We start from the raw sequence: 24,304 nt of genomic DNA on the forward strand, positions 1-24,304 counted from the left end.
ACTGGCGCCCCGTTCAGCGCTTGGCGCCGCGCACTTCGGCGGCCCGCAGGCGCGGCGCCAGCTTGTCCAGCACGCCGTTGACGAACTTGTGGCCGTCGGTGGCGCCGTAGATCTTCGCCAGTTCGATGCCCTCGTTGATCACCACGCGATAGGGCACGTCGAGGCGGCTATGCAGCTCGTAGGTGGACAGGCGCAGGATCGCCAGCTCGACCGGATCGACTTCGTCCAGCGGGCGGTCCAGGCAAGGCAGGATCGCCTCGTCGATATCGCTCTTCAGGCGAGGCACCCCGTGCAGGATCTCGCGGAAGTAAGCGCCATCGACGGTGCTGAAATCATTGTCGACGCGGAACTGCGCCTCGATCTCGTTGATCGGCTGCTTGGCGATATGCCACTGGTAGAGCGCCTGCATGGCCAGGCAGCGGGCCTGGCGGCGTGCGGCGCCCTTGCCTTTGCCGGGCGCGGGGGCTTGGTCGTCGTGATTGAGGCTCACTTGGCCTCCAACTGCGCCAGCAGGCTGACCATTTCCAGGGCGGACAGCGCGGCTTCGGCGCCCTTGTTGCCGGCCTTGGTGCCGGAGCGCTCGATGGCCTGTTCGATGGAGTCGACGGTGAGCACGCCGAAGGCGACCGGCAGACCGAACTCCATGGACACCTGGGCCAGGCCCTTGGTGCACTCGCCAGCGACGTATTCGAAGTGAGGGGTGCCGCCACGGATCACCGCGCCGAGGGCGATGATGGCGTCGTATTCGCCGCGCTGGGCGACCTTGTGCGCCACCAGCGGGATTTCGAAGGCACCCGGCGCGCGGATGATGGTGATATCGCTCTCGCTCACACCGTGGCGCACCAGGGCATCGACGGCGCCGCTGACCAGGCTCTCGACGACGAAGCTGTTGAAACGGCCGACCACCAGGGCAAAGCGGCCTTTGGGGGCGATGAAGGTACCTTCGATGGTCTTCAGGGACATGGGCAAATTCTCACAGTGTTTAAAGAGCGAGGGCGCCACTCGGGAGAGTGGCGCCCTGCGGGTCATTCAGCGGGCAGGTATTCTACTACTTCCAGGTCGAAACCGGATATCGCGTTGAACTTCATCGGCGAGCTCATCAGGCGCATCTTGCGCACGCCAAGGTCGCGCAGGATTTGCGAGCCGGCACCGACGGTGCTGTAGGTGGACGGGCTGGCCACCTTGGCCTCGCCGCCCAGCTGGCGTTCCAAGTGCGCCAGCAGGTCGGGCCCGGTCAGCGGGTTGCCCAGCAGCAGCACCACGCCACTGCCGGCCTTGGCCACCTCGGCCATGGCCGCGCGCAGGCTCCAGCGCCCCGGCTGGTTGACCAGGAACAGGTCGCGCAACGGATCCATGTTGTGCACCCGCACCAGGGTCGGGTCCTCGGCGCACACTTTGCCCAGGGTCAGGGCCATGTGCGCGGTGTTCTCCACGCCATCGCGATAGGTGACCAGGGTGAACTGGCCCAGCTCGGTGTCCAGCGGCTGCTCGCTGACGCGCTCGACGGTGCGCTCGTGGATCAGACGGTAGTGGATCAGGTCGGCAATGGTGCCGATCTTCAGGCCGTGCTCCTTGGCGAACTTCTCCAGCTCCGGCCGACGCGCCATGGTGCCGTCGTCGTTCATGATCTCGCAGATCACCCCGCTCGGCTCGAAGCCGCCCATGCGCGCCAGGTCGCAGGCCGCCTCGGTGTGGCCGGCACGGGCCAGCACGCCGCCGGGCTGGGCCATCAACGGGAAGATGTGGCCGGGGCTGACGATGTCGGCGGCCACAGCGTTGCGTGCTACGGCAGCCTGCACGGTGCGCGCTCGGTCGGCGGCGGAGATGCCGGTGGTGACGCCCTCGGCGGCCTCGATGGAGACGGTGAACTTGGTGCCGAAGCCGGAGCCGTTGCGCGGCGCCATCAGCGGCAGATTGAGCAATTCGCATCGCTCGCGGGTCATCGGCATGCAGATCAGGCCGCGGGCGAAGCGCGCCATGAAATTGATGTGCTCGGCGGTCACGCATTCGGAGGCGATGATGATGTCGCCCTCGTTCTCGCGGTCCTCGTCATCCATGAGGATGACCATCTTACCGGCGCGGATGTCTTCGATCAGTTCTTCTGCGGTATTCAGGGCCATGGCGGCGCGTCTCACTTGTTCAGGTAGCCGTGTTCGGCCAGGAAGGCTTCGCTGATGCCGGTCGAGCTGGGCTCGGCGGCCTTGTCGCCGAGCAGCAGGCGCTCGAGGTAGCGGGCCAGCAGGTCGACCTCCAGGTTGACCTGCCGGCCGGGACGGTAGTCGGCCATGATGGTCTCGACCAGCGTGTGCGGCACGATGGTCAGCTCGAATTCGGCGCCGTTGACGGCGTTGACCGTCAAGCTGGTGCCGTCGACGGTGATCGATCCCTTCAGCGCGATGTACTTGGCCAGCTCACGCGGGGCGCGCACGGTGAACTGGATGGCGCGGGCGTTATCCTCGCGCTTGACGACCTCGCCGACGCCATCGACGTGGCCGCTGACCAGATGACCGCCGAGGCGGGTGGTGGGGGTCAGGGCCTTTTCCAGGTTGACCCGGCTGCCGGGCTTGAGGTCGATGAAGGCGGTGCGCGCCAGGGTCTCGCGGCTGACGTCGGCCCAGAAGCCGTTGCCGGGCAGCTCCACGGCGGTCAGGCAGACGCCGTTGACGGCGATGCTGTCGCCGAGCTTGACGTCGGAGAGATCCAGCTTGCCGGTTTCCACCAGCACCCGGACGTCGCCCCCCTTGGGAGTCAGCGCGCGAATGCTGCCGATGGCCTCGATTATGCCGGTGAACATGGGGCGACCTCCGCTACTGCTGTGGTTCCGGATCGGCGAATTATAGGTAGCCGCCTCGTACCGGCGAAGCCGCATAAGGCGCGCGAAGCATATGACATGAACGAAAACTCCTGTTTTTGGCAAAACAGGGCATTTACGGATCGAAAGGGAGCGGCGGGCACGCGATGTCGCGCCCGAAAGCCATCCCGTTCTCTCTTTATCCGGACTATACCGTCGGCCCCGGAATCACACCGGGTCTGCTGACCTTGCCGCATCGGCAAGCGCTCGCGGGCTAGGCGCCTTGCACGCCATTACCGCCGGTGGGGAATCGCACCCCGCCCTGAGAACGTTTCAGCCATCTACATGGCTGGCAGGCGTTTTACCACAGTTGGACGCCCCGTGCATGGCCAGGCGGCAGGCGGCGAGCGCCCCGCGATGCAGCGGGATGCCTCGTCATGGACCGCTTGTGCGCTGCAGCGGACCGACCAGGGAGACCTCTACACCTCGGATAAATCCCGCTCTTTCAGTTAGTTACAACTTTCAAACAGGTGCTGGCACAAGGCTTGCTGAAACGCCTGCATACACAACGACTGCGCCAACGGCGGCGCAGGGTTGACAGACAAAGACGTCGTGACCGGTGCAAGCCTTTCGCCTGCGCGCCGGACACGGCGTTTTTTTTCGGCTCAACCCCGTACCCGGCAAGCGGAGTACGGAGGAGGATGCAGATGCTGCTCGACCGTGCCACCGCCGTCACCCCCGAATCGCCCGCGCCGGATGCGTCGGCAACCGCCTGCGAGCAAGCACCGCTGATCATCGTCGGCGCCGGTCCGGTGGGCGTGCGCTGCGCCCAGGAGCTGTTGCAGCGCGGCTATCCGGGGCAGATCCTGCTGATCGGCGAGGAGGCCTGGGCTCCCTACGACCGTGTTCGCCTCAGCGCGCTGCTGGCCGGCGAGGTGAGGCTGGAGCGCATCGCCATTCCGCTGCGCACGATGCCTGGCGAGCGCCTGCGCAGTCAGTTGGGCTGTCGCATCGAGCACATCGACCCCGTCGGCAAATGGCTGATAGACGCCCAGGGCCGACGCTTCCGGTATTCCCGCCTGATCCTCGCCACCGGCTCGCGCGCACACGTCCCCGCGGTGCCCGGGGTCGGTCTGTCCGGCGTATTCGTATTCCGCAACCTGGGCGACACTGCCGCGCTGCTCGCCCGCACCGCGCGCAGTCGCCGTTGCGTGGTGATCGGCGGCGGCCTGCTCGGCCTGGAGGCGGCGCGCGCCCTGCAACGCGGCCATACCCAGGTGACCCTGGTGCAGCAGGCGCCACGGCTGATGAACCGGCAGCTGGACGAGGCTGGCGCCGAGCAGCTGCTGCGCCGGGTCCAGGCATCGGGCATCGAGGTGTTGCTCGGCAACGGTTTCGCCGCCGTGCTGGGCGAGGGGCGGGTCAGCGGCGTGCGGTTGCGCGACGGACGGGAACTGGCCTGCGACACCGTGCTGCTGGCCACCGGCATCCGGCCGAATGTCGAACTGGCGCGGGCGGCCTCGCTGCGGGTCGGCGCCGGCATCGTGGTGGACGACTGCCTGCGCACCTCCGAGGCCGACATCTACGCCATTGGCGAGTGCGCCGAGCATCGCGGACAGACCTACGGCCTGGTAGCACCCGGCTTCGAGCAGGCGGCGGTGCTCGCCGAGCACCTGGCCGGGGGCCACGCTCGCTATCGAGGTTCGCTGCAGGCCACGCAACTGAAGGTGGCCGGGCTGCCGGTATTCAGCGCTGGCGAAGTGGTCGAGCCGCTCAAGCGCATTCGCCAGCGCGAGTGCAGTTATTTCGATGCCGAACGCGGCCTGTATCGCAAGCTGCTGGTACACCGTGGCCGACTACTGGGCGCGCTGGCGGTGGGCGAATGCGCGGAGAGCCGGCGCTGGCTGGATGCCCTGCGACACGGCCGGCGCGTCACCCCGCTGATGCTCTGGCGCTTCGGCCGCGAGGGACGCCTGTGGCCGGCGAGCAGCGAGCAGGTCAGCCACTGGCCACCGGCCACCACCGTGTGCCAGTGCCTCAACGTGACACGCGGTCAGCTCGGCGCCTGTCTCGCCGCCGGCGCCACGGATCTGGCCGAGCTGGGCCGCCAATGCGGAGCCGGCACGGTCTGCGGCGGCTGCAAACCGCTGTTGCAGAACCTTCTGGGCGACCACACACCGCGCCCGGCCGAACGCGGTGCCGCGGCCCTGGCGCTGGGCGGCGGCCTGGCGATCGCCGCGGTATTCGCCTTCAGCCTGGTGCCGGCTTTCGCGGCGCCGGTATCGGCCCTGCAGCCTGGTCTCAGCCCACTCTGGCAGGACAGTGCGTGGCGCCAGGCCAGCGGCTTCGCGTTGCTCGGGCTGGCCCTGCTCGGGCTGGCGATGTCGCTGCGCAAGCGCCTGCCGACAGCGCCGCTCGGCGCCTTCTACCGCTGGCGCCTGCTGCACGTGGCCCTCGGCGTGCTGGCCGCGGCACTACTGACCGTGCACACCGGCCTGGATGGCGGGCAAAACCTCAATCGCTGGCTGCTCGTCGACTTCCTCCTGCTGCTCGCCGGTGGTGGATTGGCGGCGGCGCTGATGGCCCTCGAGCATCGCCTGCCGCCCGCAGTGGCCCGCCAGGGCCGCCGCTGGTTGGTGTGGGGTCACATCGTCGCGGTCTGGCCCTGGCCTGCTCTGCTCGCCGCGCATGTGCTCTCGGTTTATTACTTCTAAGGAACGCTCATGAAGTACGCAATCTGGGCGCTCTGGCTCACCACGCTGTGCGTCCTCGGCGGCTGGTACGGCTACCGACTGCTGGCCGGCGAGGACCTGCAAGCCTTCAACCCAGGGCCACTGTCCGCCGGCCACCATCAGTTGGAAGAGGCCTGCGGCGCCTGTCACACCAGCCCGCTGGGAGGCGGCGAGGTGCTGCAGAAGGCCTGTGTCGGCTGTCACGGCGAGGAACTGGCCGCCGCCCACGACGCCCATCCGCAGAGCAAATTCACCGATCCGCGCAACGCCGATCGCCTGGCCCATCTGGACGCCCGCTATTGCCTGGCCTGCCATGTCGAGCACAGTCCGGAGCGCACCCGGCCAATGGGCGTGACCCTGCCCGACGACTTCTGCGCCCACTGCCACGCGGATATCGCCGAGCAACGCCCGAGCCACCGCGACATGGCCTTCGATAGCTGCGCCAGCGCCGGCTGCCACAACTACCACGACAACCGCGCGCTGTATGAAGAATTCCTGGTGAGGGGTGCCGACCAGCCGATGCTGCTGGCCATCGCCCGCATCGCCGCACCGGCACCGCTGGAGGAAAAACATCCGGACTGGCAAAAGCCGGTCCACCCCGTACGGCCCGATGCTCCCGCCGAGCAGTTGAGCGCCCAGGCGATTGCCGACTGGCAAGCCAGCGGCCACGCCGAGGCCGGCGTCAATTGCAGCGGCTGCCACCAGCCGGCGGGCACTGTCTGGCAGGCCAAGCCTGCCCTGGCAACCTGCCAGGGCTGCCATGCCGGCGAAGCGCAAGGCTTCTTCGCCGGCAAGCACGGCATGCGTCTCGATCCGGGGCTGGCGCTGACGCCGATGCGCCCGGAACGTAGCCGATTGCCGTTCGTTGCCGCGAGCAGCGGGCACGAGCTGGGTTGCAACAGTTGCCACAGCGAGCACCGCATCGACCGCGCCCAGGCCGCGGTGGACGCCTGCCTGGGCTGCCACGCCGACCGCCATTCGCTGGCCTACCGGGACTCGCCGCACCACCGGCTCTGGCAAGCCGAGCAGCGCGGCGAACTGCCGCCGGGCACCGGGGTGAGCTGCGCCAGTTGCCACCTGCCACGGGAGGCCGCCGAGATCGGCGGCCGGGCACGTCGCCTGGTGCAGCACAACCAGAACGCCAACCTGCGACCCGTGGAAAAAATGCTGCGCAGCGTCTGCCTGGACTGCCACGGACTGCCCTTCGCCCTCGATGCCCTGGCCGATCCGAACCTGTTGCAAGACAACTTCCGAGGCGCGCCTGCGCAGCATGTCCCCAGCGTGGACATGGCGCTGGAGCGTGCCCGGCGTTAGCACCACCGCTGTGCCTGCCCCAACCCTAGAGCCCGACCTGGAGAAACCTATGCACAAGATCCTCTACCCTCTCGCCGTCGCCACCGGTCTGCTGGCACTCGCCGGCTGCCAGGACAGCAAACCGAGCGGCTTCACCCCGCAGCAACTCACCGACATGTTGCACCTGGTGATGGAATCCGACCGCGCCGTCTACACCAAGCAGGTGGTCAACCGCCTGAAGGAAGCCGGCGCGATCACCGCCAGCGAACACTTCGTCGACGACAAGGCCCTGCCGCTGCCGGCGCAGATGTTCCGCTTCGGCGCCGAGACCGTCGCCGGCAAGACCCAGGCCTTCAGCTACTCGCTGCAATCGCTGTGGCCGGTGAACAAGCAGAACGCACCGCGCACCGAGGCGGAGAAGGCCGGCCTGCAATACATCCTCGATCACCCCGGAGAGAACTACTACGCCGAAGAAAAGCTCGGCGAGCAGACCTACTTCACCGCCGTCTACCCGGACGTCGCCGTCGCCCCGGTCTGCGCCGCCTGCCACAACGAGCACAAGGACAGCCCGCGCACTGACTTCAAGATCGGCGACGTCATGGGCGGGGTGGTGATCCGTGTGCCGCTGGGCGGCTAGCACCGGGCTCGCCGGCTGCCTGGCGCTGGCCGGGTGCGGCGAGACTCCCGCGCAGGCCGAGCTGCGGCTCGGCCAGCAGGTGTGGGACGGCACCTGCAAGGTCTGCCACCTGAACGGCCTGGCTGGCGCGCCGCGCAAGGGTGACCGGCTCGCCTGGGCACCGCGCATCGCCCAGGGCCAGGACGTACTGACCGACCATGCCCTGAACGGCTTCAGCGGACCGGACGGCAACAGCATGCCCGCCCGTGGCGGCAACGCCGCGCTGAGCGACCGGCAGGTCGCCGCCGCGGTGAAATACATGGTCTCGCATAGCCAATGACCGAAACGCATTGACCCAGAGGAACGAAACGATGACCCCGAGACAGATCCAACTGGTGCAGGGCAGCTTCGCCCAGGTGGCACCGATTGCCGACGAGGCGGCGGCGCTGTTCTACGCCAACCTGTTCGACGCCGATCCCAGCCTGATGCCGATGTTCAAGGGCGACATGCAGGCCCAGGGCCGAAAGCTGATGCAGATGATCGGCGTGGCGGTCGGCAAGCTGGATGAACTGGAGGTACTGGTGCCGGTGCTGCAACGGCTCGGCGAGCGCCATGTGGAGTACGGCGTGGAAAACCGCCACTACGCTACCGTGGGCAACGCCCTGTTGCTAACCCTGAAGCAGGGCCTGGCCGATGCCTTTACCGAGGAAGTGGAGCACGCCTGGAGCACCGCCTACGGGGTGATGGCCAGCACTATGATCGCCGCGGCAAACAGCAAGGCAACCGCCTGAAAGCAGCCAGGGCGCCGTCCTGGCGCCCTGGTTCTTGCCGCTACGCACGATCAGACCCGACGTTGCTGGGTGGTGCGGGTACCGCCGTCCTCGGCGTAGCGCTCGCCTTGCACGGTGTTGTCATAGCCATCCTCGGCCACGGTCTGGCCCGGCAGGGTCCGGTCATAGCCGTCTTCGGCGAAGCTCTGACCCTGCGGGGTCTGGTCATAGCCGTCTTCGGCAAGTCGCAGACGCTGCAACGTGCGCTCGGCGCCGCCTTCGGCCAAGCCGCCGCCCAGCGGGGTGCGCTTGAAGCCGTCCTCGGCGACTGTGCGGGTGCTGGCCTTGACTTCGCCCAGCAACGGCTGGGGCTCGCTCTGCGGCAGGGCGAAGGCGCTGCCGGCGAGGCTGGCAAGGATCAGGCTGGCAAAAATCTGCGGTTTCATGATGGGCTCCTCCTGGGGGCTGGAAAGTGACTACGGGGCCCATGCTACGCGCGGGATTTTTTCGGCAAAGCGGCCATTCGGAATAGTAGAAATCGACCACGGCAATGATTGCCGCAGGCCTTGCCGCGCGGGGCTTACAGCCCATCTGACGGCATCTCGACAGCATCCTCGACCACCCTGGGAAGGGCGGTCGCCGCCGCGCTTGCCCCAGGAACCAATACCCATTACGCACCAACTAAGAGCAATAACCCGGCATACGCACCAAGGCGGATCGCCGGAATGCTCCAGAGCGAGGCAGCAACGCGCCCGAACCCGCACCAGCTCGCCCCAGGCACGTTGGCAAGGCCCTTGCTCTGGTCCTGGCATCGTTCACTGCCGGAACCGCCACATGCTGGTGATCCACCAACGCACCGCCCCGCAGCCGGACTGCGACGCCGAGCTGCTGTTGAGCTTCGAAGCCCGCAGCAAGAGCCGTCTGCGCTGCTTCAGCACGGAGGGCGAGGAGGTCGGCCTGTTTCTCGAACGCGGCCAGCCGCCGCTGGCCGATGGCGACTGCCTGCTCGCCCAGGATGGACGCATCGTGCGCGTGCGCGCCCGCCCTGAAACGCTGCTGCATGTCACCTGCGCCAGCCCCTTCGAGTTGATGCGCGCCGCCTACCACCTGGGCAACCGCCACGTGGCGCTGCAGCTCGGCGATGGCTGGCTACGCCTGCCCGATGACTATGTGCTCAAGGCCATGCTCGAACAGCTCGGCGCCCGGGTCGAATCCATCGAGGCGCCCTACCAGCCCGAGCACGGTGCCTACGGCGGTGGCCATCACCATTCCCACGCCGGCGACGCCGAATTCAGCTACGCGCCGCGCCTGCACCAGTTCGGCAAACGCCCGTGAACGACGCCTGGGCGCTGTTGAGGCTGGCCAGCCCGCAACTGCCGATCGGCGGCTACAGCTATTCCCAGGGCCTGGAAATGGCCGTCGAACAGCAATTGGTGCACAACAGTGACAGCGCACGCCAGTGGATCGCCGACCAGTTGCTGCTGAACCTGGCGCGCTTCGAGGCGCCGCTGCTGCTGGCCCACTGCGAAGCCGCCGCGAGCGGCGACTGGGACGAACTGCGCGCGCTCGCCGAACGCCACCGCGCCAGCCGCGAAACCCGCGAGCTGCGCCTGGAAAGCCGGCAGATGGGCTATTCCCTGCGGCAGTTGCTGGAAGGCCTGCCGGAACTGGACGACGAGGCCCGCAGCCTGCTCGCCGGCAGCGAAGAACCCGGCCTGGCGCTGGCCTGGGCGCTGGCCGCACGCGCCTGGCACATCGCGCCCCAAGACGCGCTGGCCGCCTGGCTATGGGGCTGGCTGGAGAACCAGCTGGCGGTGTTGATGAAGACCCTGCCGTTGGGCCAGCAGGCCGCCCAGCGCCTGACCTCCGAGTTATTGCCGCTGCTAGAGCAGACGCAGCGCCAGGCCAACCAGCTGGAACCCGAAGGCTGGGGCAGCGCCGCCTTCGGCCTGGCCCTCACCAGCATGGCGCACGAGCGCCAGTATTCCCGACTGTTTCGTTCCTAGGAGAAGAAAATGAACAGCCAACCCCTGCGCGTCGGCATCGGCGGACCGGTCGGTTCCGGCAAGACCGCCCTGACCCTGGCCCTGTGCCTGGCGCTGCGCGAGCGCTACAACCTGGCGGTGGTGACCAACGACATCTACACCCAGGAAGACGCCCAGTTCCTGGTACGCAACCAGGCCCTGGCGCCGGAGCGCATCATCGGGGTGGAAACCGGCGGCTGCCCGCACACGGCGATCCGCGAGGACGCCTCGATCAACCTGGAGGCGGTCGACCAGCTCAACCGGCGCTTCCCCGGCCTCGACCTGATCCTCGTCGAGTCCGGCGGCGACAACCTCTCCGCTACCTTCAGCCCCGAACTGTCCGACCTGACCCTGTACGTGATCGACGTGTCCGCCGGCGACAAGCTGCCGCGCAAGGGCGGCCCCGGCATCTGCAAGTCCGATCTGCTGGTGATCAACAAGGTCGACCTGGCTCCCATGGTCGGTGCCTCGCTGGATGTGATGGAGCGCGACACCCTGAAGATGCGTGGCGACAAGCCGTTCGTGTTCAGCAACCAGAAGACCGGCCAGGGCCTGGACCAGATCATCGCTTTCATCGAACGCCACGGCATGCTGAACGCCGCCTGAGCACCAAGGAGATCCACCATGAACCTGCGCAGCACATCGCTCGCCCTCGCGTTGCTTCTCGCCCCGACCGCGGCCTTCGCCCACCCCGGGCATGACCAATCCGGCCTGATCGCCGGGATCACCCACCCGCTGTTCGGCCTCGACCACCTGCTGGCGATGCTCGCCGTCGGCCTATGGGCGGCGCAGCAGCAGGGCAAGGCGCGCTGGGCGCTGCCGCTGACCTTCGTCGCCACCCTGCTGGTTGGCGGCCTGCTCGGTTTTGCCGACCTGTCGCTGCCGCTGCTGGAAACCGGCATCGCCGGTTCGCTGCTGGCCCTCGGCCTGCTGGTGGCGCTGGCGGTACGCCCGCCGTTGCCACTGGCCGCCGGCCTGACCGCGCTGTTCGCGGCCGCCCACGGCATCGCCCATGGCCTGGAGCTGCCCGCCCTGGCCAGCCCCTGGGGCTATGCCATCGGCTTCGTCGCCGCCACCGCTGCCCTGCATGGCGCCGGCTACGCGCTGGTGCGCGTGCTACCGCGGTCTGCAGAGCCCCTGGTTCGCCTGGCCGGCGGCGCCTCGGCTGGTGCCGGGCTCTGGCTACTGGCGAGCTGAAGCCGCTACGCCAGTGCTTTTTGGCTAAGCTGTAAAAGCGCAGGTCTTTCCATCGCGGCGGTGTGACATGGGTAACCCGCTCAGATATCTCCTTCTCTCGGCACTGCTGCTGGGCAGTGCCGCCTGTCCGGCCGAGGACACCGCGGTCATCTGGTCGCTGCCGGACTGGGAAGGCTTCAGCGACTTCGAAAACGGCCAACCGGTGGACGGCCTGGTCTACGAGGCCCTGCAGCTGATCACCACCCAGTTGCCGGAGTACCAGCACCATTTCCGCCTCGGCAACGTACCGCGTACCTTCAAGGATATCGAGGAGGGCAAGCCGGTCTGCTTCGGCGTCGCCCTGGCCACCGCGGAGCGCGATCGCATCGGCTATTACGCCGAGTTGATGGTGCTGCCGCCGGTGCACCTGGTCATGCGTCCGGAGCTGGCCGACCGGCTGCGGGCGCAAGCGCCCCTGCCGCTGCGCCAGGTCCTCTACGACCCGCAACTGCATGGCGTGGTGACCAAGGGCCGACTCTACGGCGCGGCGCTGCAGCCACTGCTGCATGGCCAGCCGCCCAGCAACCTGGAGCTGGTGCCGGCCCCTAACCTGGGAACCAACCTGACCATCATGGTCGCCCATGGCCGCGCCGATTACACCTTGGAATATCCGCTGCCGCCGCTCATGCACTCGGCCGGCGAGGACAAACTCAGCGCGCTACCGATCAAGGAAACCGGCCCCTTTGCGGTTTCCGGCATCTATTGCGCGAAGAACGCCTGGGGCCGGCGCCTGGTCGATCGCTTCAAGCAGGCGGTCAGCGAACAGGCCAGGCAGCGCCAGGGCTTCCTGCGCATCTACGAACACTGGTTGCCGGCCAGCCAGCTACCGGACTTTCAGCCCTATATCTCCGCCTACCTGGAGCGGCGCGGCAAAGCCTCGGCGGCGCCTTGAGCAAATACCCATCAATCGTCGCCAAGGCGCGCGCTACCGGGCTTGGCCACGCTCTTGCCCAGGTTATCCACAGCGACATCCACAACTTCTGTGGACAGTTGCCTATGCAGCACCCCCTGGACAGTCGGCTTCGTGCTTGACTCCACCCACCGCCTGTGCGCAAACGCCAGCCTGTACGAAAGCTGAGCAACGGCCGCCAATGCCTGGCCTGAATGGCTTCCCGCCAACGCTCCAAGGGCTTTCCACAGTGTTATCCACAACACCTGGGGACAACCGAGCGCCTGCCTGCACGTCTTCTGGATAACTAATCCAACCCTCTGTTTGTATTGATTAAACTCGGATCGATCAAAACTCGCGCAACGCCCGCGGCGGCACGCTGCGAGCGGCCTCCAAGCGAATTCGCCCAGCTTATCCACAGGGTGGCCCACAGACTTTGTGAGCATCCTGCGCTTGGTAAGCGTGACGCCTGCCAGTACTCTGTAGGCCGTCTCAAACCCGCGGAGTAGACAATGTCCCTGCGTTCCGTCTGTGTGTTCTGCGGCGCCAGCCCCGGCGCCAACCCGATTTACCGTGAAGCGGCAATCGCCTTGGGCCAGGAGCTGGCCGGGCGCGGTATGACCCTGGTCTACGGCGGCGGCGCCGTCGGCCTGATGGGCATAGTCGCGGATGCCGCCCTGGCGGCCGGCGGCGAAGTCATCGGCATCATTCCGCAAAGCCTGCAAGACTCGGAGATCGGCCACCCCGGCCTGACCCGCCTGGAAGTGGTCGCCGGCATGCACGCGCGCAAGGCGCGCATGGCCGAGCTGGCCGATGCCTTCATCGCGCTGCCCGGCGGCCTCGGCACCCTCGAAGAGCTGTTCGAAGTCTGGACCTGGGGCCAGCTCGGCTACCACGCCAAGCCACTGGGCCTTCTGGACGTGAACGGCTTCTACGACAAACTCAGCCACTTCCTCGACCACCTGGTGGAAGAACGCTTCGTGCGCCCCCAGCACCGCGCCATGCTGCAGCGCAGCGAATCGCCAGGCGACTTGCTGGACCTGCTGAGCGACTGGCAGCCCAGCGTCGCGCCCAAATGGAGCGATCGCGCGCCGAGTTGAGAGAGGGTCGCCAGATGTGTCCGCGGCGGTGCGAATGGCCGGGGTACGAGCCGGCAATCGACTGCCGGATCCAATCGAAAAGGCGGGGCAACGCTGAGTCCCGCGACGCATAATTTGCCTTTTGATGGAACGGAGTCTTATGCCATGGAGGGGGAGAACCTGTACCGCCCGCCCAGCGCCGAACTACTGCAACCTGAAGATGCCCCCTCCAGGGTCCAGACAAATCTGGACCCCTTCCGGCCACGCAATCTAAAAGCGTTGTACCTGAAGCCCTCAACGTTCTTCGCTCCCGGCAATCACGTCGCGTCGACAGCCGCAGTCTTCCTCGGCATCTGGCTGATAGGCATGGCATCGGCAATCGATCGCCTGGATATGGGCATGGTACGAGCCGACCTGCACGCTGGCCGTTCCCTACCGGCTACAGCGGAGAGCTGGTCCACATATTGGGTAACGGTGTTGATCGCAGGGTTGTTTTCCGGCTTGGTGTCCTGGCTGATCGGTGGCTGGTGGTATCGCATGCGCTTGCTCCTGGCCGGCGCCAAGCATCCCGACAAGCGCGAGGCTCGGCTGCTGCATACCTTCTCATCGATGGTGGCGGGCATTCCGGCGCTGCTCTACAGCCTCTACCTGACAGCGGTCTACCGGAACCATATCAGCGCCTGGCAGGAGCAGGACCTGCTGGCGTTACTGCCTTTTAGCTTCCTCGTCTGGTCCTGCTTCGTCAGCTACCACGGGGCTCGCAGCAAATTCGCAGTGCACGGCATCGTTCCGCTGATGCTGTTTCTGGTCCTGCCCGTCCTGATGTATGCGGGGATAATCCTTGCCAGCGCTTTTGCCTATAGCGACGCCGGCTATTGAGCCATCACCCCGCAGCCCTCTGGCGGGGCGTGCCTATCGCCCTTATCGAAACATTCAACCAGCCACGCACCGCCGCGCGCCCTAGCATGACGCCACCGCATCCACTGGAGTCATCGCCATGCCCCGTTCCCGTTTCCTGCAAAGCCTGCTGGCCGCCTATGCCGGCGCTGCCAGTGGCAGCTATCCGCAAGCCCTCGACGACTGAAACCGCAGGCTGCTGACAGCAGGTTGTCAGCAGCCCCTCCCTAGAGTGCTCTCCAGCAGGCAAGACAGCGCCGGCAGTTGCGCCGACCTGCTGACAGACCACTATTCAAGGAGAGCGACATCATGAATGCCATCAACTGGTTCGAACTGTTCGTCAGCGATTTCGACCGCGCCCACCGCTTCTACGAGCGCGCACTGGATGCCCACCTGGAGGTGGTGGATGGCGCGGAAAGCCGTATGGCGATATTCCCGCACGTCATGGACGGAGTCGGCGGCTGCCTGGTGCTGTCGCAAGACCAGCGGCCGGGCGTTGGCGGCGTACGTGTCTATCTGAACGCCGGAGACCAGCTGGATGCCATGCTCGACCGGGTGCCCGGCGCCGGTGGGCAGGTGGTCAAGGGTCGGACATCGATCGCGCCCCACGGCTTCATCGCGGTGATCAAGGACAGCGAGGGCAACGAAGTAGGCCTGCACAGCATGCCCTGACCGCCGGCTTGTGAAAGAATGCCCGCGCCCCGCGGGCATTCGCTTTTCCAGCGGAGGGCACCAAGCCCCTGCCCATGGGTCCTATTCGCAAACCAGGCCATCGATTCCACGCCATGCCGCTGTACAGAGCGCGCCTGAAATCCCTGCTCGACTTGGCCGGGGCGCTGTTCCAGCGCTATCCCGGCACCTTTGCGCTGTTCGGTTTTCTATCCGGGGTCGGCAGCTTCGTGCTGGTCGACCGCCAGGCCAGCCTGGCCAAGGTGATCGCCGTGGTGATGCTGGTCAGCTGGCTCTGGCTGGTGCTGGAGAACAGCCTGCGTCGGCAGTTCATGCGCTGGTTCGGCCGCGACCTGCCACCGCTGCTGCTGCGCTATGCAACCCAGATGGTGCATCAGGAAAGCCTGTTCTTCGTGCTGCCGTTCTTCTTCATCACCACCACCTGGAACAGCGGCCAGGCGGCCTTCACCAGCCTGCTCGGCATCGCCGCGCTGGTCTCGGTGATCGACCCGCTGTACTACAAGCGCCTGGCCGAGCGGCGCTGGCTGTTCCTCGCCTTCCACAGCCTGACGCTGTTCGCGGTACTGCTCACCGCGCTGCCGATCCTGCTGCACCTGACCACCGCACAGAGCTATCTTTGGGCCCTCGGCGTGTCGCTGGTGCTGTCGGTGCCCAGCCTGTCCGCCAGGTTGAGCCTGGAAGGCTGGCGGCGCTGGCTGGCGCTGGTAATGCTGCTGGCGCTGCTGGGTAGCCTCGGATGGCTGCTGCGCCTGTGGGTACCGCCGGCCACGCTGTGGCTGACCGAAGTGGCGGTGACCACGCGTATCGACGGACCGAACCGCGAGCCGGGCGAGCGCCTGCACCGCATCGGCCTGACCGACCTGCGCGCCCAGGGGCTGTTCGCCTACACCGCGATCAACGCCCCGCGCGGGCTGAAGGAGCGCATCTACCATGTCTGGCTGCGCGATGGCCGTACAGTGGAGCGCATCGCCCTGGATATCCGTGGCGGCCGCGAACAGGGCTACCGGGCCTGGACCCACAAGCTCAATTTCCCGGCCGAGGCGGTCGGCCGTTGGCAGGTCCGGGTGGTCACCGAAGCCGGCCAGTTGATCGGCGTGCTGCGCTTCAAGGTGGTCGATGACCGCTGATCGCCAACCCTTTGTCGACTGACCGGTCCAATGTCGACCAGCGACAGGAGCGAACCATGCAGTGGTGGGAAATCGTCAGGGCCACCCTGATCGACGAGTTTTCCGATCTCAACGACATCGCCGACATAACCCGGGTGCTGCTGCGCCTGCTCACCGCCGCCCTGCTCGGCGGGCTGCTCGGCTTCGAGCGGGAGCAGCGCGGCAAGTCCGCCGGGCTGCGCACGCACATGCTGGTGGCCCTCGGCGCGTGCCTGTTCGTGCTGGTGCCGCAGCAGGCCGGCGTGTCCGACGACGCCCTCAGCCGGGTAATCCAGGGGTTGGCCACCGGCATCGGCTTTCTCGGCGCCGGTACCATCCTGAAGAACGACTCCGCTCTGCACGTGCGCGGCCTGACTACCGCCGCCGGCATCTGGCTGACCGCCGCCATCGGCGTCGCCGTCGGCCTCGGCCATGAAGCCACCGCGGTGCTCAGCAGCCTGCTGGCGCTGATCATCCTCACCCTGCTCAAGCGCCTGGAGCGCCCACAGACGCAGGACTGAACCGCGCCGAACCCCACCCGGCGAGCATGGTCACACCCGTTGCCCCCACCACAACGGAGAATGCCCATGCGCGCCGCCACAGCCCTGCTCCTGCTGACTGCCCTCGCCGGTTGCGGCGAGTCGGCCCGAGTCCCGGTCAGCGAGACCTACGGCCCAGAGCCGACCCTGCTGCCGCCCAACCCGAGCCTGCTGCCGACGGTGGACATCGCGCCGGCCAAGGGCTGGCCCGAAGGACGCACACCGCACGCCGCCGAGGGGCTGCAGGTGAAAGCCTTTGCCGAGGGCCTGGACCACCCGCGCACGCTGCTGACGCTGCCCAACGGCGACGTGCTGGTGGCCGAAACCAACGCGCCGCCGAAGCCGGAGGACGGCCAGGGCATCCGGGGCTGGGTGATGAAGAAGGTCATGGCCAAGGCCGGCGCCGGGGTACCCAGCGCCAACCGCATCAGCCTGCTGCGCGATGCCGATGGCGACGGCGTCGCCGAGGTCAAGACCGCCTTCCTGGAAAACCTCTACTCGCCCTTCGGCATGGCGCTGGTCGATGACCAGCTGTATGTGGCCAATACCGACGCCATCGTGCGCTTCCCCTATCGCGTGGGCGACACCCGCATCACCGCCAAGGGCGAAAAAGTCGCCGACCTGCCGGCCGGACCGATCAACCACCACTGGACCAAGGACCTGATTGCCAGCCGCGACGGCAGCAAGCTGTACGCCACCGTCGGCTCCAACAGCAATGTCGCCGAGAACGGCATGGAGGCAGAGGAGAACCGCGCGGCCATCCTCGAAGTCGATCCGGCCACCGGCGCGACCCGCCTCTACGCCTTCGGCCTGCGCAACCCCAACGGCCTGGCCTGGCAGCCGCAGAGCGGCGAGCTGTGGGTGGCAGTCAACGAGCGCGACGAGATCGGCAGCGACCTGGTGCCGGACTACATGACCTCGGTGCGCGACGGTGGCTTCTACGGCTGGCCCTACAGCTACTATGGCCAGCACGTCGACGAGCGGGTCGAACCGCAGCGCCCGGATCTGGTGGAGAAGGCCATCGTGCCGGACTACGCCCTCGGCGCCCACACCGCCTCCCTCGGTCTGGCCTTCTACCAGGGCGACCTATTGCCGTCGCGCTATGCCGGCGGCGCCTTCGTCGGCCAGCATGGCTCGTGGAACCGCAAGCCGCTGAGCGGCTACAAGGTGATCTACGTGCCATTCGACGACAACGGCCGCCCCTCAGGCCCACCGCAGGACGTGCTGACCGGGTTCGTCAGCGAGGAGGAGAACGCCTTCGGCCGCCCGGTCGGCGTGGAAATAGACAAAGCCGGCGCACTGCTGGTGGCGGACGACGTCGGCAACAAGGTCTGGCGGGTGACGCCGGCACAACGCTGAGCGGTGCGTCGCCCCCTGCTGACAGCAGGGTGTCAGTAGCCCCTCCTTAAGGTGGCCGTCGACAGCACGATGCCGCGCAGGCGCCACCGGCTGCCGACATCCACCGCCAAGGAGCGACGCCATGCATGCCGCCAACTGGTGCGCACTCGCCACCGCCGATCTCGAGCGCGCCACCCGCTCTTATGAAAACACCCTGGCCACGCCATTGCCCGTCGTGGACAGGCGCATGAGCCAGCTTCCCCGCAGCGAAGGCGGCCTCGCCGAACAGCTGCGGCAGCGCGCCGGCGGTACCCGCGGCCAACTCAACGTCGACGCCCCTCTGGAGGCGCTACTCGCCCGTCTTCCGGGCGCTGCCGGGCAGATTCAGCCGAGCAGGACCTTCATCGTGCCCCATGGCTTCGCCGCCGTGATACAAGACAGCGACGCGGGCCTGCATAGCCTGCCCTGAACGCAGCCTCAACCTGGGAGGGTCCCATGAGACGTGCCGACCGCCTGTTCCAGATCGTGCAGTTCCTGCGCAGCCGTCGCCTGACGACCGCCCAGTGGCTGGCCGAGCGCCTGCAAGTATCGGTGCGCACCATCTACCGCGACATCCAAGACCTGTCCCTTTCCGGCGTGCCGCTGGAGGGCGAGGCGGGCGTCGGCTATGTGCTGCGCCTGCCGATGGACCTGCCGCCGCTGATGTTCGACCGCAGCGAGATCGAGGCGCTGCTGGTCGGCGCCCGCATGGTCAAGACCTGGGCCGATCCCGAACTGCAGCGCTCGGCCGAATCGGCCATGGCGAAGATCCATGGCGTACTGCCGCCGGCGCTACGCGACGAATTCAACCGCAACCACCTGTTCGCCCCAGAGGTCCACGCCTACCCGGTGCATTGGCTCGGCCTGCTGCGCCAGGCGATTCGCGAGCGGAACACGCTGCTGCTCGGCTACCGCAGCCTGACCGAGGCGGTGACAGAGCGACGCATCCGGCCGCTAGGGCTGTTCTTCTGGGGCCAGGTGTGGACCCTGTGCGGCTGGTGTGAACTGCGCGGCGACTTTCGCAACTTCCGCATCGACCGGGTCCTGACCCTGACCAATACCGGGCAGACCTTCGAAACCGCACCCGGCCAGCGGCTGGAAGACTTTCTGGCCGACCATGTCGGCCTGGACCTGGAAGTACCGGCGTTCAAGTCCTGAATTTGCAGCGGCACCTGCCTAGCCAAGCTCCATGGCTCGGACCTACCATGCGTGCACTCCAACGCAGGCAGAAGGGACATGTCATGCAAGAAGTGAAGATCGGCCTCATCGGCGACTACGACGCCACCGTTACCGCGCACCAAGCCATTCCCCCCGCCCTCGATCTGGCCGCCACCGCGCTCGGCGTGGTGGTCCGCGCCGAATGGGTCCCCACCGAAGAAATCGACAGCGTGGCGCGCATCGGTCACTTCGACGGCCTCTGGTGCGTGCCGGCCAGCCCCTATCGCAACACCGATGGCGCCTTGTTGGCGATTCGCCATGCACGGGAGACCCTGCTGCCGTTTCTCGGCACTTGCGGCGGCTTCCAGCATGCGGTGCTCGACTATGCGCGCCAGGTCCTCGGCTGGAGCGATGCCGAACATGCGGAACTGAATCCCGACGCTGCGCGCCCGGTGATCCAGCCGCTGAGCTGCGCCCTGGTGGAGGCCCTCGGCGCCGTGCACTTCAGCGCCGGCAGCCGCCTGGCCAGGGCCTACGGCAGCGACCGGGCGGAAGAAGGCTACCGCTGCCGCTACGGCCTCAGCGGCGAGTTCGCCGCCGCACTGGCAGACGGACCGCTGCGAGTGACCGCCGTGGACGAACAGGGCGATCCTCGCGCCATCGAACTGGATCACCACCCGTTCTTCGTCGCCACGCTGTTCCAGCCGGAGCGCGCCGCCCTCGCCGGTCGCCTGCCGCCACTGGTGAAGGCCTTCGTCCAGGCGGTAGCGGCGGCCTAGCGACTCATCCTCCACAGAGGCGGTGGCTGCCGATAGCCAACCGCCTCGCACTCTCGACGGGCACGCGCTGACAAACCCGCAATATCGTGTTACATAGGCGCCCTTCTCCGCACGGACGCCTCGCCATGCCTTTACTCGCCATACTGGCTATCGCCTTCCAGATCATCTGTGGCCTGCACGTGGTACGCACGGGCCAGGAACGCTACTGGCTGTACCTGATCATCGCCCTGCCCGGCATGGGCGGCCTGATCTACTTCCTCGGCGTGATGCTGCCGGAGGTGCTCGGCAGCCGCCGGGGCCGCCGCGCGGTCAACCGCCTGCATGACCGCTTCGATCCGGAACGCCACCTGCGCGCCCTGCGCGACGAACTGGTGATCCGCGACACCAGCGAAAGCCGCGTGCAGCTCGCCGAAGAACTGGCGCGCCTGGGCCGTCACGCGGAAGCCATCGAGCACTTCCAGGCGGCCCTGCGCGGCATTCATGCCCAGGCCCCGGAAATCCTCCTGCCGCTGGCCCAGGCGCAATTCGCCCAGGGCGACGCAGCCGGCTGCCGCCAGAGCCTGGACCGGCTGATCGAGCACAATCCGCAGTACCGCTCGGCCGACGGCCACCTGCTCTACGCCCGCGCCCTCGAGCAGTTGGAGGAAACCGCCAAGGCCGAAGAGGAATACCGCGTGCTCGCCGACTACTACGCCGGCCCCGAGGCGCGCTATCGCTACGCTCTGCTACTCAAGCGTCTCGGCCGCAGCGGCGAGGCGCGCAACCTGCTGGAGCAGATCGACAGCTACGCCCGCCGCGCGCCCAAGCACTACCGCACTTTGCACCGGGAATGGCTGGCGCTGACCCGGCAGGAACTGCAGGCATTGAACAAACCGCAACCCTGTTAGGCCCGCGGGCGCTTCGCCCCCGCGCGGTCTGCCTCAACAGCCGCCCGGCAGACTGGCGATCCAGCGCTCGAGCAATTCCACACCCTCACGATGCACGGTGGAGCGCCCCAGTTCGGGCATCATCACGCTGGGGTCGGTGCTTTCGATCCGGTAGCCGAGGATCGATTTCTCCGGCGCGCCGGGATGGATATCCACCAATCGATCGCCGGAGCCCTTGCCGGCGGCGATCGGAGGCTTGCACAGGCCGAAGGCGACACTCACGGGCGTGCCCGGATCCAGATAGAGCCCTGAGGTACGCGCCGGGCCTCGGCGGTTGTGGCAATGCGCACAGTTGGCATCCAGATAGCTGCGGGCCTGCAGCTCGAGGCTTTCGCCGGCGCGCGGCCGGCCGAACAGGGCGTTGCGCGGCACGCCCTGGTGCCGCTCCGGCAGGCCGACCAGCAGCCCCCGGCGCTGCCATTGCTCCAGTTGATTGCGCACCCCGACAGCATAGGCGAAGCCCTTGTTCAGATGCCGGGCCTTCGGACCCAGGGGTTGCACGCCCTGACCGGCCTGCTCCTCATGGCAGCCGGCGCACTGGTTGGCATCCGGCACCTGATAGGCGACCGGCAGCACGCCCCCCCGTTCGTCCCGCAGCGCCAGTTCCTGGCCGGCTCCAGCCCATTCCAGATAGGCCTCCTGCTGCCCCGCATCCCACACATAGGGCAGCGCCACCCAGCCGTCGCGCTGCCGCAGCAGGATGCGTGTCTCGATCAGCTGCACCCGCGCCAGCGGCACGCCGCGCTCCGGGTCGCGCAGATCCTGGGCATTGCGCAACAGGCGGCCCTGGTCATCCCTCGGGTAGTAGAAGGTCTTGCTCAGCACGGTGCCGACCGGGTAGTCGAAGCGCTCCTCGCCATAGCGCGCCGCTTCGCCCTCGGGTATCCACAGGGTGCGCAGCTTGTGGGCGTAATCGGTGAACAGCGGAGTGTTGAGGTCGTAGGGCAATGCCGTCGGCGCCGGCGTCAGGTAGCCGTCGACGCGGTGCAGCATGCCCCAGTCGCTGAGCTTTTCCGGGTAGTCGTCGCCGACCGGCAGATACAAGGGGTCAGGCTGCTGCCCGCAACCGACGAGCAGCAACAGCGCCAGGAAAACAGTCGTTCTCATGCACCGGCCTCGCCCGCCAGGGCCAGGTGAACCGGCGGCAAGCTGGGCAGCGTGCAGCGATGGGGGGCGATATCGGTGCTGATGTTCTTGAAGTCGTTCGGCCCGTCGATGTTGACCAGCCCGGCGTCGCCGTTGTCCACGCAGATCGCCAGCTCCGCCGGCAGCTTGCCGTCGACCAGCCTGGCCGGGTTCACGTAGCCGTCCCAGAGAATGTCCGGCAAGCGCCCGTTGAGGCCGAACTGGGTGATGCGCAGGGCCTTCAGCTCAAGGTGGTCGGGGCTGTCGCCGCCCGGGCCGAAACGGTTACCGTGGATATAGATGCCCTCCGGGTAGGGATCGAAATCCTCGGTGGTGGACAAGTCGGTATAGCCGGCGCTGAAGTAGCTGCTGACGATGACGTTGGCGGTCTTGTGCGCGCCGATATCGTTGTCGAAGATCTCCACCCGGTCATTGGAGTTGATTACCACCCCCGAACCGGCCGGCACGCTGGCCACCGGCGTGCCCTTGTGGCCGAAGTTGTCGTGGTTGTTGCCCTCGACCCGGTTGCGATAGACCCGCGTGCTGTGCCCCGGCTGCTCCAGGTTGGGCATGTTGAACACCAGGATGCCGCCGGTGTTGCCGGTGGCGACGTTGTCGTAGACGTCCGCGCCGATGGTGTTCTCGATCTCGATGCCGGCGACGTTGCGCTCGGCGCGGCTGTTGCGCACCACGACGTTGCGCGACTGGCCGACATAGATGCCGGCGTCCGAGGCGCCGATGGCGACGCTGCCATCGATCAGGGTGTTCTCGGTCTGCACCGGGTAGATGCCGTAGGCGCCGTTCTCGGTGGCCGGGCCGTTGGTCCATTCGGTGCGCACCCGGCGGATCACGATGTTCTTGCCGCCGACCACCTTGAGCGCATCGCCCTTGCTGTCCTCCAGGGCCAGGTCCTCGATGGTGAAATCCGAGGCGCTCACCAGCAGCCCTTCGGCCCCGGCCTTCTGGCCCTTGAAGTTGAGAATGGTGCGATCCATGCCGGCACCGCGCAGGGTCACCCCGTCGATCTTGAGGCTCAGGCCGCGGTCGAGCTGGTAGGTGCCGGCGGGGATCTCGATCACGCTGCCGGGCTTGGCCTTGATCAGGCGAGTTTGCAAATCCTTCTGGAAGTCATGGCTGACCGCAGGCGGCGCGGTGGATTCGCCGCAGGCGGCCAGAGCGAGAGACAGGCTGAGCAAAGATGACACGGCGATACGCATGGCTGGGCTCCGGTACTGTCGCAGAAAAGTTGCACGATAGTACCAAAATCAGACCAGACCAACCCCCTTCTTGTGATCGGTCAGGTCGACCAGCGCCGCTGGCCGACTTGACCGATCACGCGTGGGGGATAAAGGCCATCATTCCGTGCTCCCCAAATATTGGGGAAAGGCAGCTCGCAGGCGCTCGATCAGCAGGCTCTGATGCTCGGGACTCAGTGTTGCCAGATGGATTTTCAACACGCGCGCATCGATTGGCTGATCGCCATGGCGAAGGTAATGAAGCGCTATGGTCTTGGTCCCTTCCTCCACGCCCTGCACCTCGCTGAACAATACATGCGCACCCAGGAATCCGCTTACCCCCAGGTAGTCAGGCCCAACGGTCACATAGGGTTTGTCCTTACGCAGAAAGGCGATGAGCAGATTCATCACCCCGATACCGAGCACCATGGATCCAACGCCTCCATGCGCGGCGAGGAAGAGGATGCCCAGCCCGGTCAGAATCGTGCCCAGCAGAAAGCTGCTGTTCGTCTGCTGCGTAGCCGGAAGCTCCAGGCGCGCAACCGCTGGCTGGGAGGCTTGTGTGAGATTTTCCATGGGTCGCTCCTTAACTTTACGAACGAGCAGCCTGGCGGCGCTTATCCAGGTCCGCCTCGATCTCCGCTGCCGGCCGCAACACGCTGGCCGCGCCCATGATGGCGATCATGCCCAGTGGCACGAACGCGATACTGCAGATGATGATCAGGATCGCGCCGGGCTTGCGCAGGCCGCTCAGGCACAGGACCAGCCCGAGCAAAGAACCGCCCCAGAGTGCGAACATGATTTGAATGAATTGATCGAAAGAAGGGTCGGCATTGCTTGCGAGGAGCAGGCAAAGCACGACGAAGTTGGCAGCAACGCCACCGATTGCGAGTTTCATTCAACGTCCTTGTATTGAGGATGACGGGCCGACGGGCAAGACACCAACCAGGCGCTGCGTCATCGCCGGCGAGCACGCAATGATATAGAAGCACGCCGATCACGC

At 66.9% G+C, this 24,304-nt stretch carries 29 protein-coding genes and 1 riboswitch; of the genes, 20 read left to right on the plus strand and 9 right to left on the minus strand.

Annotated features, from left to right (window positions below; translation table 11 throughout):
• Positions 1 to 13 precede the first annotated feature (13 nt).
• From nusB to ACWKV7_RS05945, 4 genes are all read right to left on the minus strand, one after another.
• Entirely contained in the window at positions 14 to 490 is a 477-nt protein-coding gene (nusB, locus tag ACWKV7_RS05930; RefSeq protein ID WP_483856730.1) for a transcription antitermination factor NusB, read from the minus strand.
• The gene (ribH, locus tag ACWKV7_RS05935) at positions 487 to 963 is read right to left on the minus strand and encodes a 6,7-dimethyl-8-ribityllumazine synthase (RefSeq protein WP_483856731.1); all 477 of its coding nucleotides are present in this window, start codon (positions 961 to 963) and stop codon (positions 487 to 489) included. The genes nusB and ribH overlap by 4 nt, the downstream gene beginning before the upstream one ends.
• A 62-nt stretch (positions 964 to 1,025) precedes the next feature.
• The gene (ribBA, locus tag ACWKV7_RS05940) at positions 1,026 to 2,120 is read right to left on the minus strand and encodes a bifunctional 3,4-dihydroxy-2-butanone-4-phosphate synthase/GTP cyclohydrolase II (RefSeq protein WP_483856732.1); all 1,095 of its coding nucleotides are present in this window, start codon (positions 2,118 to 2,120) and stop codon (positions 1,026 to 1,028) included.
• A gap of 11 nt (positions 2,121 to 2,131) precedes the next feature.
• Entirely contained in the window at positions 2,132 to 2,794 is a 663-nt protein-coding gene (locus ACWKV7_RS05945) for a riboflavin synthase (protein WP_483856733.1), read from the minus strand.
• Positions 2,795 to 2,977: 183 nt separating this feature from the next.
• A riboswitch (FMN riboswitch) is annotated at positions 2,978 to 3,125 on the minus strand.
• Positions 3,126 to 3,498: 373 nt separating this feature from the next.
• On the opposite strand from ACWKV7_RS05945, the gene ACWKV7_RS05950 reads away from it, so the two are divergent.
• Genes ACWKV7_RS05950 through ACWKV7_RS05970 form a run of 5 tightly spaced genes read left to right on the plus strand, consistent with a single transcriptional unit; the run spans position 3,499 to position 8,223 of the window.
• Positions 3,499 to 5,505, plus strand: coding sequence for an FAD-dependent oxidoreductase (locus ACWKV7_RS05950; protein ID WP_483856734.1), 2,007 nt, complete (start codon positions 3,499 to 3,501; stop codon positions 5,503 to 5,505).
• A gap of 9 nt (positions 5,506 to 5,514) precedes the next feature.
• Positions 5,515 to 6,837, plus strand: coding sequence for a cytochrome c3 family protein (locus tag ACWKV7_RS05955; RefSeq protein WP_483856735.1), 1,323 nt, complete (start codon positions 5,515 to 5,517; stop codon positions 6,835 to 6,837).
• 49 nt (positions 6,838 to 6,886) lie between these two features.
• Positions 6,887 to 7,453 carry a Tll0287-like domain-containing protein gene (locus tag ACWKV7_RS05960; RefSeq protein ID WP_483856736.1) on the plus strand — a complete coding sequence of 189 codons (567 nt, stop codon included), beginning with the start codon at positions 6,887 to 6,889 and terminating at the stop codon, positions 7,451 to 7,453.
• Positions 7,434 to 7,772 (plus strand): c-type cytochrome, encoded by a 339-nt coding sequence (locus tag ACWKV7_RS05965; protein ID WP_483856737.1) that lies wholly within the window; start codon positions 7,434 to 7,436, stop codon positions 7,770 to 7,772. Before ACWKV7_RS05960 ends, ACWKV7_RS05965 begins: the two co-directional genes overlap by 20 nt.
• A 31-nt stretch (positions 7,773 to 7,803) precedes the next feature.
• Positions 7,804 to 8,223 (plus strand): globin family protein, encoded by a 420-nt coding sequence (locus ACWKV7_RS05970; protein ID WP_483856738.1) that lies wholly within the window; start codon positions 7,804 to 7,806, stop codon positions 8,221 to 8,223.
• 50 nt (positions 8,224 to 8,273) lie between these two features.
• Here ACWKV7_RS05970 and ACWKV7_RS05975 read toward each other — a convergent pair whose 3' ends face one another.
• The gene (locus tag ACWKV7_RS05975; RefSeq protein ID WP_483856739.1) at positions 8,274 to 8,648 is read right to left on the minus strand and encodes a hypothetical protein; all 375 of its coding nucleotides are present in this window, start codon (positions 8,646 to 8,648) and stop codon (positions 8,274 to 8,276) included.
• Between the two features lie 388 nt (positions 8,649 to 9,036).
• Between ACWKV7_RS05975 and ureE the strand changes: the two genes are divergently transcribed.
• The 15 genes from ureE (at position 9,037) to ACWKV7_RS06050 (ending at position 20,902) form a co-directional block, all read left to right on the plus strand.
• Positions 9,037 to 9,537, plus strand: a complete 501-nt coding sequence (gene ureE / locus ACWKV7_RS05980; protein ID WP_483856740.1) for an urease accessory protein UreE — start codon at positions 9,037 to 9,039, stop codon at positions 9,535 to 9,537.
• Positions 9,534 to 10,208 (plus strand): urease accessory protein UreF, encoded by a 675-nt coding sequence (locus ACWKV7_RS05985; RefSeq protein WP_483856741.1) that lies wholly within the window; start codon positions 9,534 to 9,536, stop codon positions 10,206 to 10,208. Before ureE ends, ACWKV7_RS05985 begins: the two co-directional genes overlap by 4 nt.
• 9 nt (positions 10,209 to 10,217) lie before the next feature.
• Positions 10,218 to 10,832, plus strand: a complete 615-nt coding sequence (gene ureG, locus ACWKV7_RS05990; protein WP_483856742.1) for an urease accessory protein UreG — start codon at positions 10,218 to 10,220, stop codon at positions 10,830 to 10,832.
• Between the two features lie 18 nt (positions 10,833 to 10,850).
• Complete coding sequence (locus ACWKV7_RS05995; RefSeq protein WP_483856743.1) at positions 10,851 to 11,423, plus strand: HupE/UreJ family protein; 573 nt, start codon at positions 10,851 to 10,853, stop codon at positions 11,421 to 11,423.
• Between the two features lie 67 nt (positions 11,424 to 11,490).
• Positions 11,491 to 12,354: a hypothetical protein gene (locus ACWKV7_RS06000; protein ID WP_483856744.1), complete on the plus strand. Its 864-nt coding sequence runs from the start codon at positions 11,491 to 11,493 to the stop codon at positions 12,352 to 12,354.
• A gap of 509 nt (positions 12,355 to 12,863) precedes the next feature.
• Positions 12,864 to 13,451 carry a cytokinin riboside 5'-monophosphate phosphoribohydrolase gene (locus ACWKV7_RS06005; protein ID WP_483856745.1) on the plus strand — a complete coding sequence of 196 codons (588 nt, stop codon included), beginning with the start codon at positions 12,864 to 12,866 and terminating at the stop codon, positions 13,449 to 13,451.
• A gap of 144 nt (positions 13,452 to 13,595) precedes the next feature.
• On the plus strand, positions 13,596 to 14,309 hold the full coding sequence (locus tag ACWKV7_RS06010; RefSeq protein ID WP_483856746.1) for a hypothetical protein: 714 nt from the start codon (positions 13,596 to 13,598) through the stop codon (positions 14,307 to 14,309).
• 327 nt (positions 14,310 to 14,636) lie between these two features.
• On the plus strand, positions 14,637 to 14,999 hold the full coding sequence (locus tag ACWKV7_RS06015; RefSeq protein WP_483856747.1) for a VOC family protein: 363 nt from the start codon (positions 14,637 to 14,639) through the stop codon (positions 14,997 to 14,999).
• A gap of 113 nt (positions 15,000 to 15,112) precedes the next feature.
• Positions 15,113 to 16,144: a DUF5924 family protein gene (locus tag ACWKV7_RS06020; protein WP_483856748.1), complete on the plus strand. Its 1,032-nt coding sequence runs from the start codon at positions 15,113 to 15,115 to the stop codon at positions 16,142 to 16,144.
• 56 nt (positions 16,145 to 16,200) lie between these two features.
• Entirely contained in the window at positions 16,201 to 16,683 is a 483-nt protein-coding gene (locus ACWKV7_RS06025) for an MgtC/SapB family protein (RefSeq protein WP_483856749.1), read from the plus strand.
• A gap of 60 nt (positions 16,684 to 16,743) precedes the next feature.
• On the plus strand, positions 16,744 to 18,060 hold the full coding sequence (locus ACWKV7_RS06030; protein WP_483856750.1) for a PQQ-dependent sugar dehydrogenase: 1,317 nt from the start codon (positions 16,744 to 16,746) through the stop codon (positions 18,058 to 18,060).
• A gap of 121 nt (positions 18,061 to 18,181) precedes the next feature.
• Positions 18,182 to 18,508 carry a VOC family protein gene (locus tag ACWKV7_RS06035; RefSeq protein WP_483856751.1) on the plus strand — a complete coding sequence of 109 codons (327 nt, stop codon included), beginning with the start codon at positions 18,182 to 18,184 and terminating at the stop codon, positions 18,506 to 18,508.
• 26 nt (positions 18,509 to 18,534) lie between these two features.
• Positions 18,535 to 19,236, plus strand: a complete 702-nt coding sequence (locus ACWKV7_RS06040; RefSeq protein ID WP_483856752.1) for a helix-turn-helix transcriptional regulator — start codon at positions 18,535 to 18,537, stop codon at positions 19,234 to 19,236.
• Between the two features lie 83 nt (positions 19,237 to 19,319).
• Entirely contained in the window at positions 19,320 to 20,015 is a 696-nt protein-coding gene (locus tag ACWKV7_RS06045) for a CTP synthase C-terminal region-related (seleno)protein (protein ID WP_483856753.1), read from the plus strand.
• A 125-nt stretch (positions 20,016 to 20,140) separates the two neighbouring features.
• Positions 20,141 to 20,902 carry a tetratricopeptide repeat protein gene (locus ACWKV7_RS06050; protein WP_483856754.1) on the plus strand — a complete coding sequence of 254 codons (762 nt, stop codon included), beginning with the start codon at positions 20,141 to 20,143 and terminating at the stop codon, positions 20,900 to 20,902.
• A 33-nt stretch (positions 20,903 to 20,935) separates the two neighbouring features.
• Here the strand turns inward: ACWKV7_RS06050 and ACWKV7_RS06055 are convergent, their stop codons facing one another.
• From ACWKV7_RS06055 to ACWKV7_RS06070, 4 genes are all read right to left on the minus strand, one after another.
• Entirely contained in the window at positions 20,936 to 22,048 is a 1,113-nt protein-coding gene (locus ACWKV7_RS06055) for an SO2930 family diheme c-type cytochrome (RefSeq protein WP_483856755.1), read from the minus strand.
• Entirely contained in the window at positions 22,045 to 23,283 is a 1,239-nt protein-coding gene (locus tag ACWKV7_RS06060) for a parallel beta-helix domain-containing protein (RefSeq protein ID WP_483856756.1), read from the minus strand. Before ACWKV7_RS06060 ends, ACWKV7_RS06055 begins: the two co-directional genes overlap by 4 nt.
• 138 nt (positions 23,284 to 23,421) lie before the next feature.
• Positions 23,422 to 23,877: a hypothetical protein gene (locus ACWKV7_RS06065; protein WP_483856757.1), complete on the minus strand. Its 456-nt coding sequence runs from the start codon at positions 23,875 to 23,877 to the stop codon at positions 23,422 to 23,424.
• Between the two features lie 16 nt (positions 23,878 to 23,893).
• A complete protein-coding gene (locus ACWKV7_RS06070) occupies positions 23,894 to 24,199 on the minus strand; it encodes a hypothetical protein (RefSeq protein ID WP_483856758.1) in 306 nt (101 codons plus the stop codon).
• Between the last annotated feature and the right edge of the window lie 105 nt (positions 24,200 to 24,304).

Source organism: Zestomonas ipomoeae, from assembly GCF_057128665.1.

Excerpts from the sequence above, each read along its gene's own strand:
- ACWKV7_RS05955 (WP_483856735.1), top strand. The coding sequence starts at position 5,515 with ATGAAGTACGCAATCTGGGCGCTCTGGCTCACCACGCTGTGCGTCCTC.
- ACWKV7_RS05945 (WP_483856733.1), bottom strand. The coding sequence starts at position 2,794 with ATGTTCACCGGCATAATCGAGGCCATCGGCAGCATTCGCGCGCTGACT.
- ACWKV7_RS06050 (WP_483856754.1), top strand. The coding sequence starts at position 20,141 with ATGCCTTTACTCGCCATACTGGCTATCGCCTTCCAGATCATCTGTGGC.
- ACWKV7_RS06060 (WP_483856756.1), bottom strand. The coding sequence starts at position 23,283 with ATGCGTATCGCCGTGTCATCTTTGCTCAGCCTGTCTCTCGCTCTGGCC.
- ACWKV7_RS06005 (WP_483856745.1), top strand. The coding sequence starts at position 12,864 with ATGTCCCTGCGTTCCGTCTGTGTGTTCTGCGGCGCCAGCCCCGGCGCC.
- ureE (WP_483856740.1), top strand. The coding sequence starts at position 9,037 with ATGCTGGTGATCCACCAACGCACCGCCCCGCAGCCGGACTGCGACGCC.
- ACWKV7_RS06040 (WP_483856752.1), top strand. The coding sequence starts at position 18,535 with ATGAGACGTGCCGACCGCCTGTTCCAGATCGTGCAGTTCCTGCGCAGC.
- ACWKV7_RS06025 (WP_483856749.1), top strand. The coding sequence starts at position 16,201 with ATGCAGTGGTGGGAAATCGTCAGGGCCACCCTGATCGACGAGTTTTCC.
- ACWKV7_RS06010 (WP_483856746.1), top strand. The coding sequence starts at position 13,596 with ATGGAGGGGGAGAACCTGTACCGCCCGCCCAGCGCCGAACTACTGCAA.
- ACWKV7_RS05975 (WP_483856739.1), bottom strand. The coding sequence starts at position 8,648 with ATGAAACCGCAGATTTTTGCCAGCCTGATCCTTGCCAGCCTCGCCGGC.
- ureG (WP_483856742.1), top strand. The coding sequence starts at position 10,218 with ATGAACAGCCAACCCCTGCGCGTCGGCATCGGCGGACCGGTCGGTTCC.
- ribH (WP_483856731.1), bottom strand. The coding sequence starts at position 963 with ATGTCCCTGAAGACCATCGAAGGTACCTTCATCGCCCCCAAAGGCCGC.
- ACWKV7_RS06045 (WP_483856753.1), top strand. The coding sequence starts at position 19,320 with ATGCAAGAAGTGAAGATCGGCCTCATCGGCGACTACGACGCCACCGTT.
- ACWKV7_RS05960 (WP_483856736.1), top strand. The coding sequence starts at position 6,887 with ATGCACAAGATCCTCTACCCTCTCGCCGTCGCCACCGGTCTGCTGGCA.
- ACWKV7_RS06035 (WP_483856751.1), top strand. The coding sequence starts at position 18,182 with ATGCATGCCGCCAACTGGTGCGCACTCGCCACCGCCGATCTCGAGCGC.
- ACWKV7_RS05950 (WP_483856734.1), top strand. The coding sequence starts at position 3,499 with ATGCTGCTCGACCGTGCCACCGCCGTCACCCCCGAATCGCCCGCGCCG.
- ACWKV7_RS05970 (WP_483856738.1), top strand. The coding sequence starts at position 7,804 with ATGACCCCGAGACAGATCCAACTGGTGCAGGGCAGCTTCGCCCAGGTG.
- ACWKV7_RS06070 (WP_483856758.1), bottom strand. The coding sequence starts at position 24,199 with ATGAAACTCGCAATCGGTGGCGTTGCTGCCAACTTCGTCGTGCTTTGC.
- ACWKV7_RS06000 (WP_483856744.1), top strand. The coding sequence starts at position 11,491 with ATGGGTAACCCGCTCAGATATCTCCTTCTCTCGGCACTGCTGCTGGGC.
- ACWKV7_RS06065 (WP_483856757.1), bottom strand. The coding sequence starts at position 23,877 with ATGGAAAATCTCACACAAGCCTCCCAGCCAGCGGTTGCGCGCCTGGAG.
- ACWKV7_RS05995 (WP_483856743.1), top strand. The coding sequence starts at position 10,851 with ATGAACCTGCGCAGCACATCGCTCGCCCTCGCGTTGCTTCTCGCCCCG.
- ribBA (WP_483856732.1), bottom strand. The coding sequence starts at position 2,120 with ATGGCCCTGAATACCGCAGAAGAACTGATCGAAGACATCCGCGCCGGT.
- ACWKV7_RS06015 (WP_483856747.1), top strand. The coding sequence starts at position 14,637 with ATGAATGCCATCAACTGGTTCGAACTGTTCGTCAGCGATTTCGACCGC.
- ACWKV7_RS06020 (WP_483856748.1), top strand. The coding sequence starts at position 15,113 with ATGCCGCTGTACAGAGCGCGCCTGAAATCCCTGCTCGACTTGGCCGGG.
- ACWKV7_RS06055 (WP_483856755.1), bottom strand. The coding sequence starts at position 22,048 with ATGAGAACGACTGTTTTCCTGGCGCTGTTGCTGCTCGTCGGTTGCGGG.
- ACWKV7_RS06030 (WP_483856750.1), top strand. The coding sequence starts at position 16,744 with ATGCCCATGCGCGCCGCCACAGCCCTGCTCCTGCTGACTGCCCTCGCC.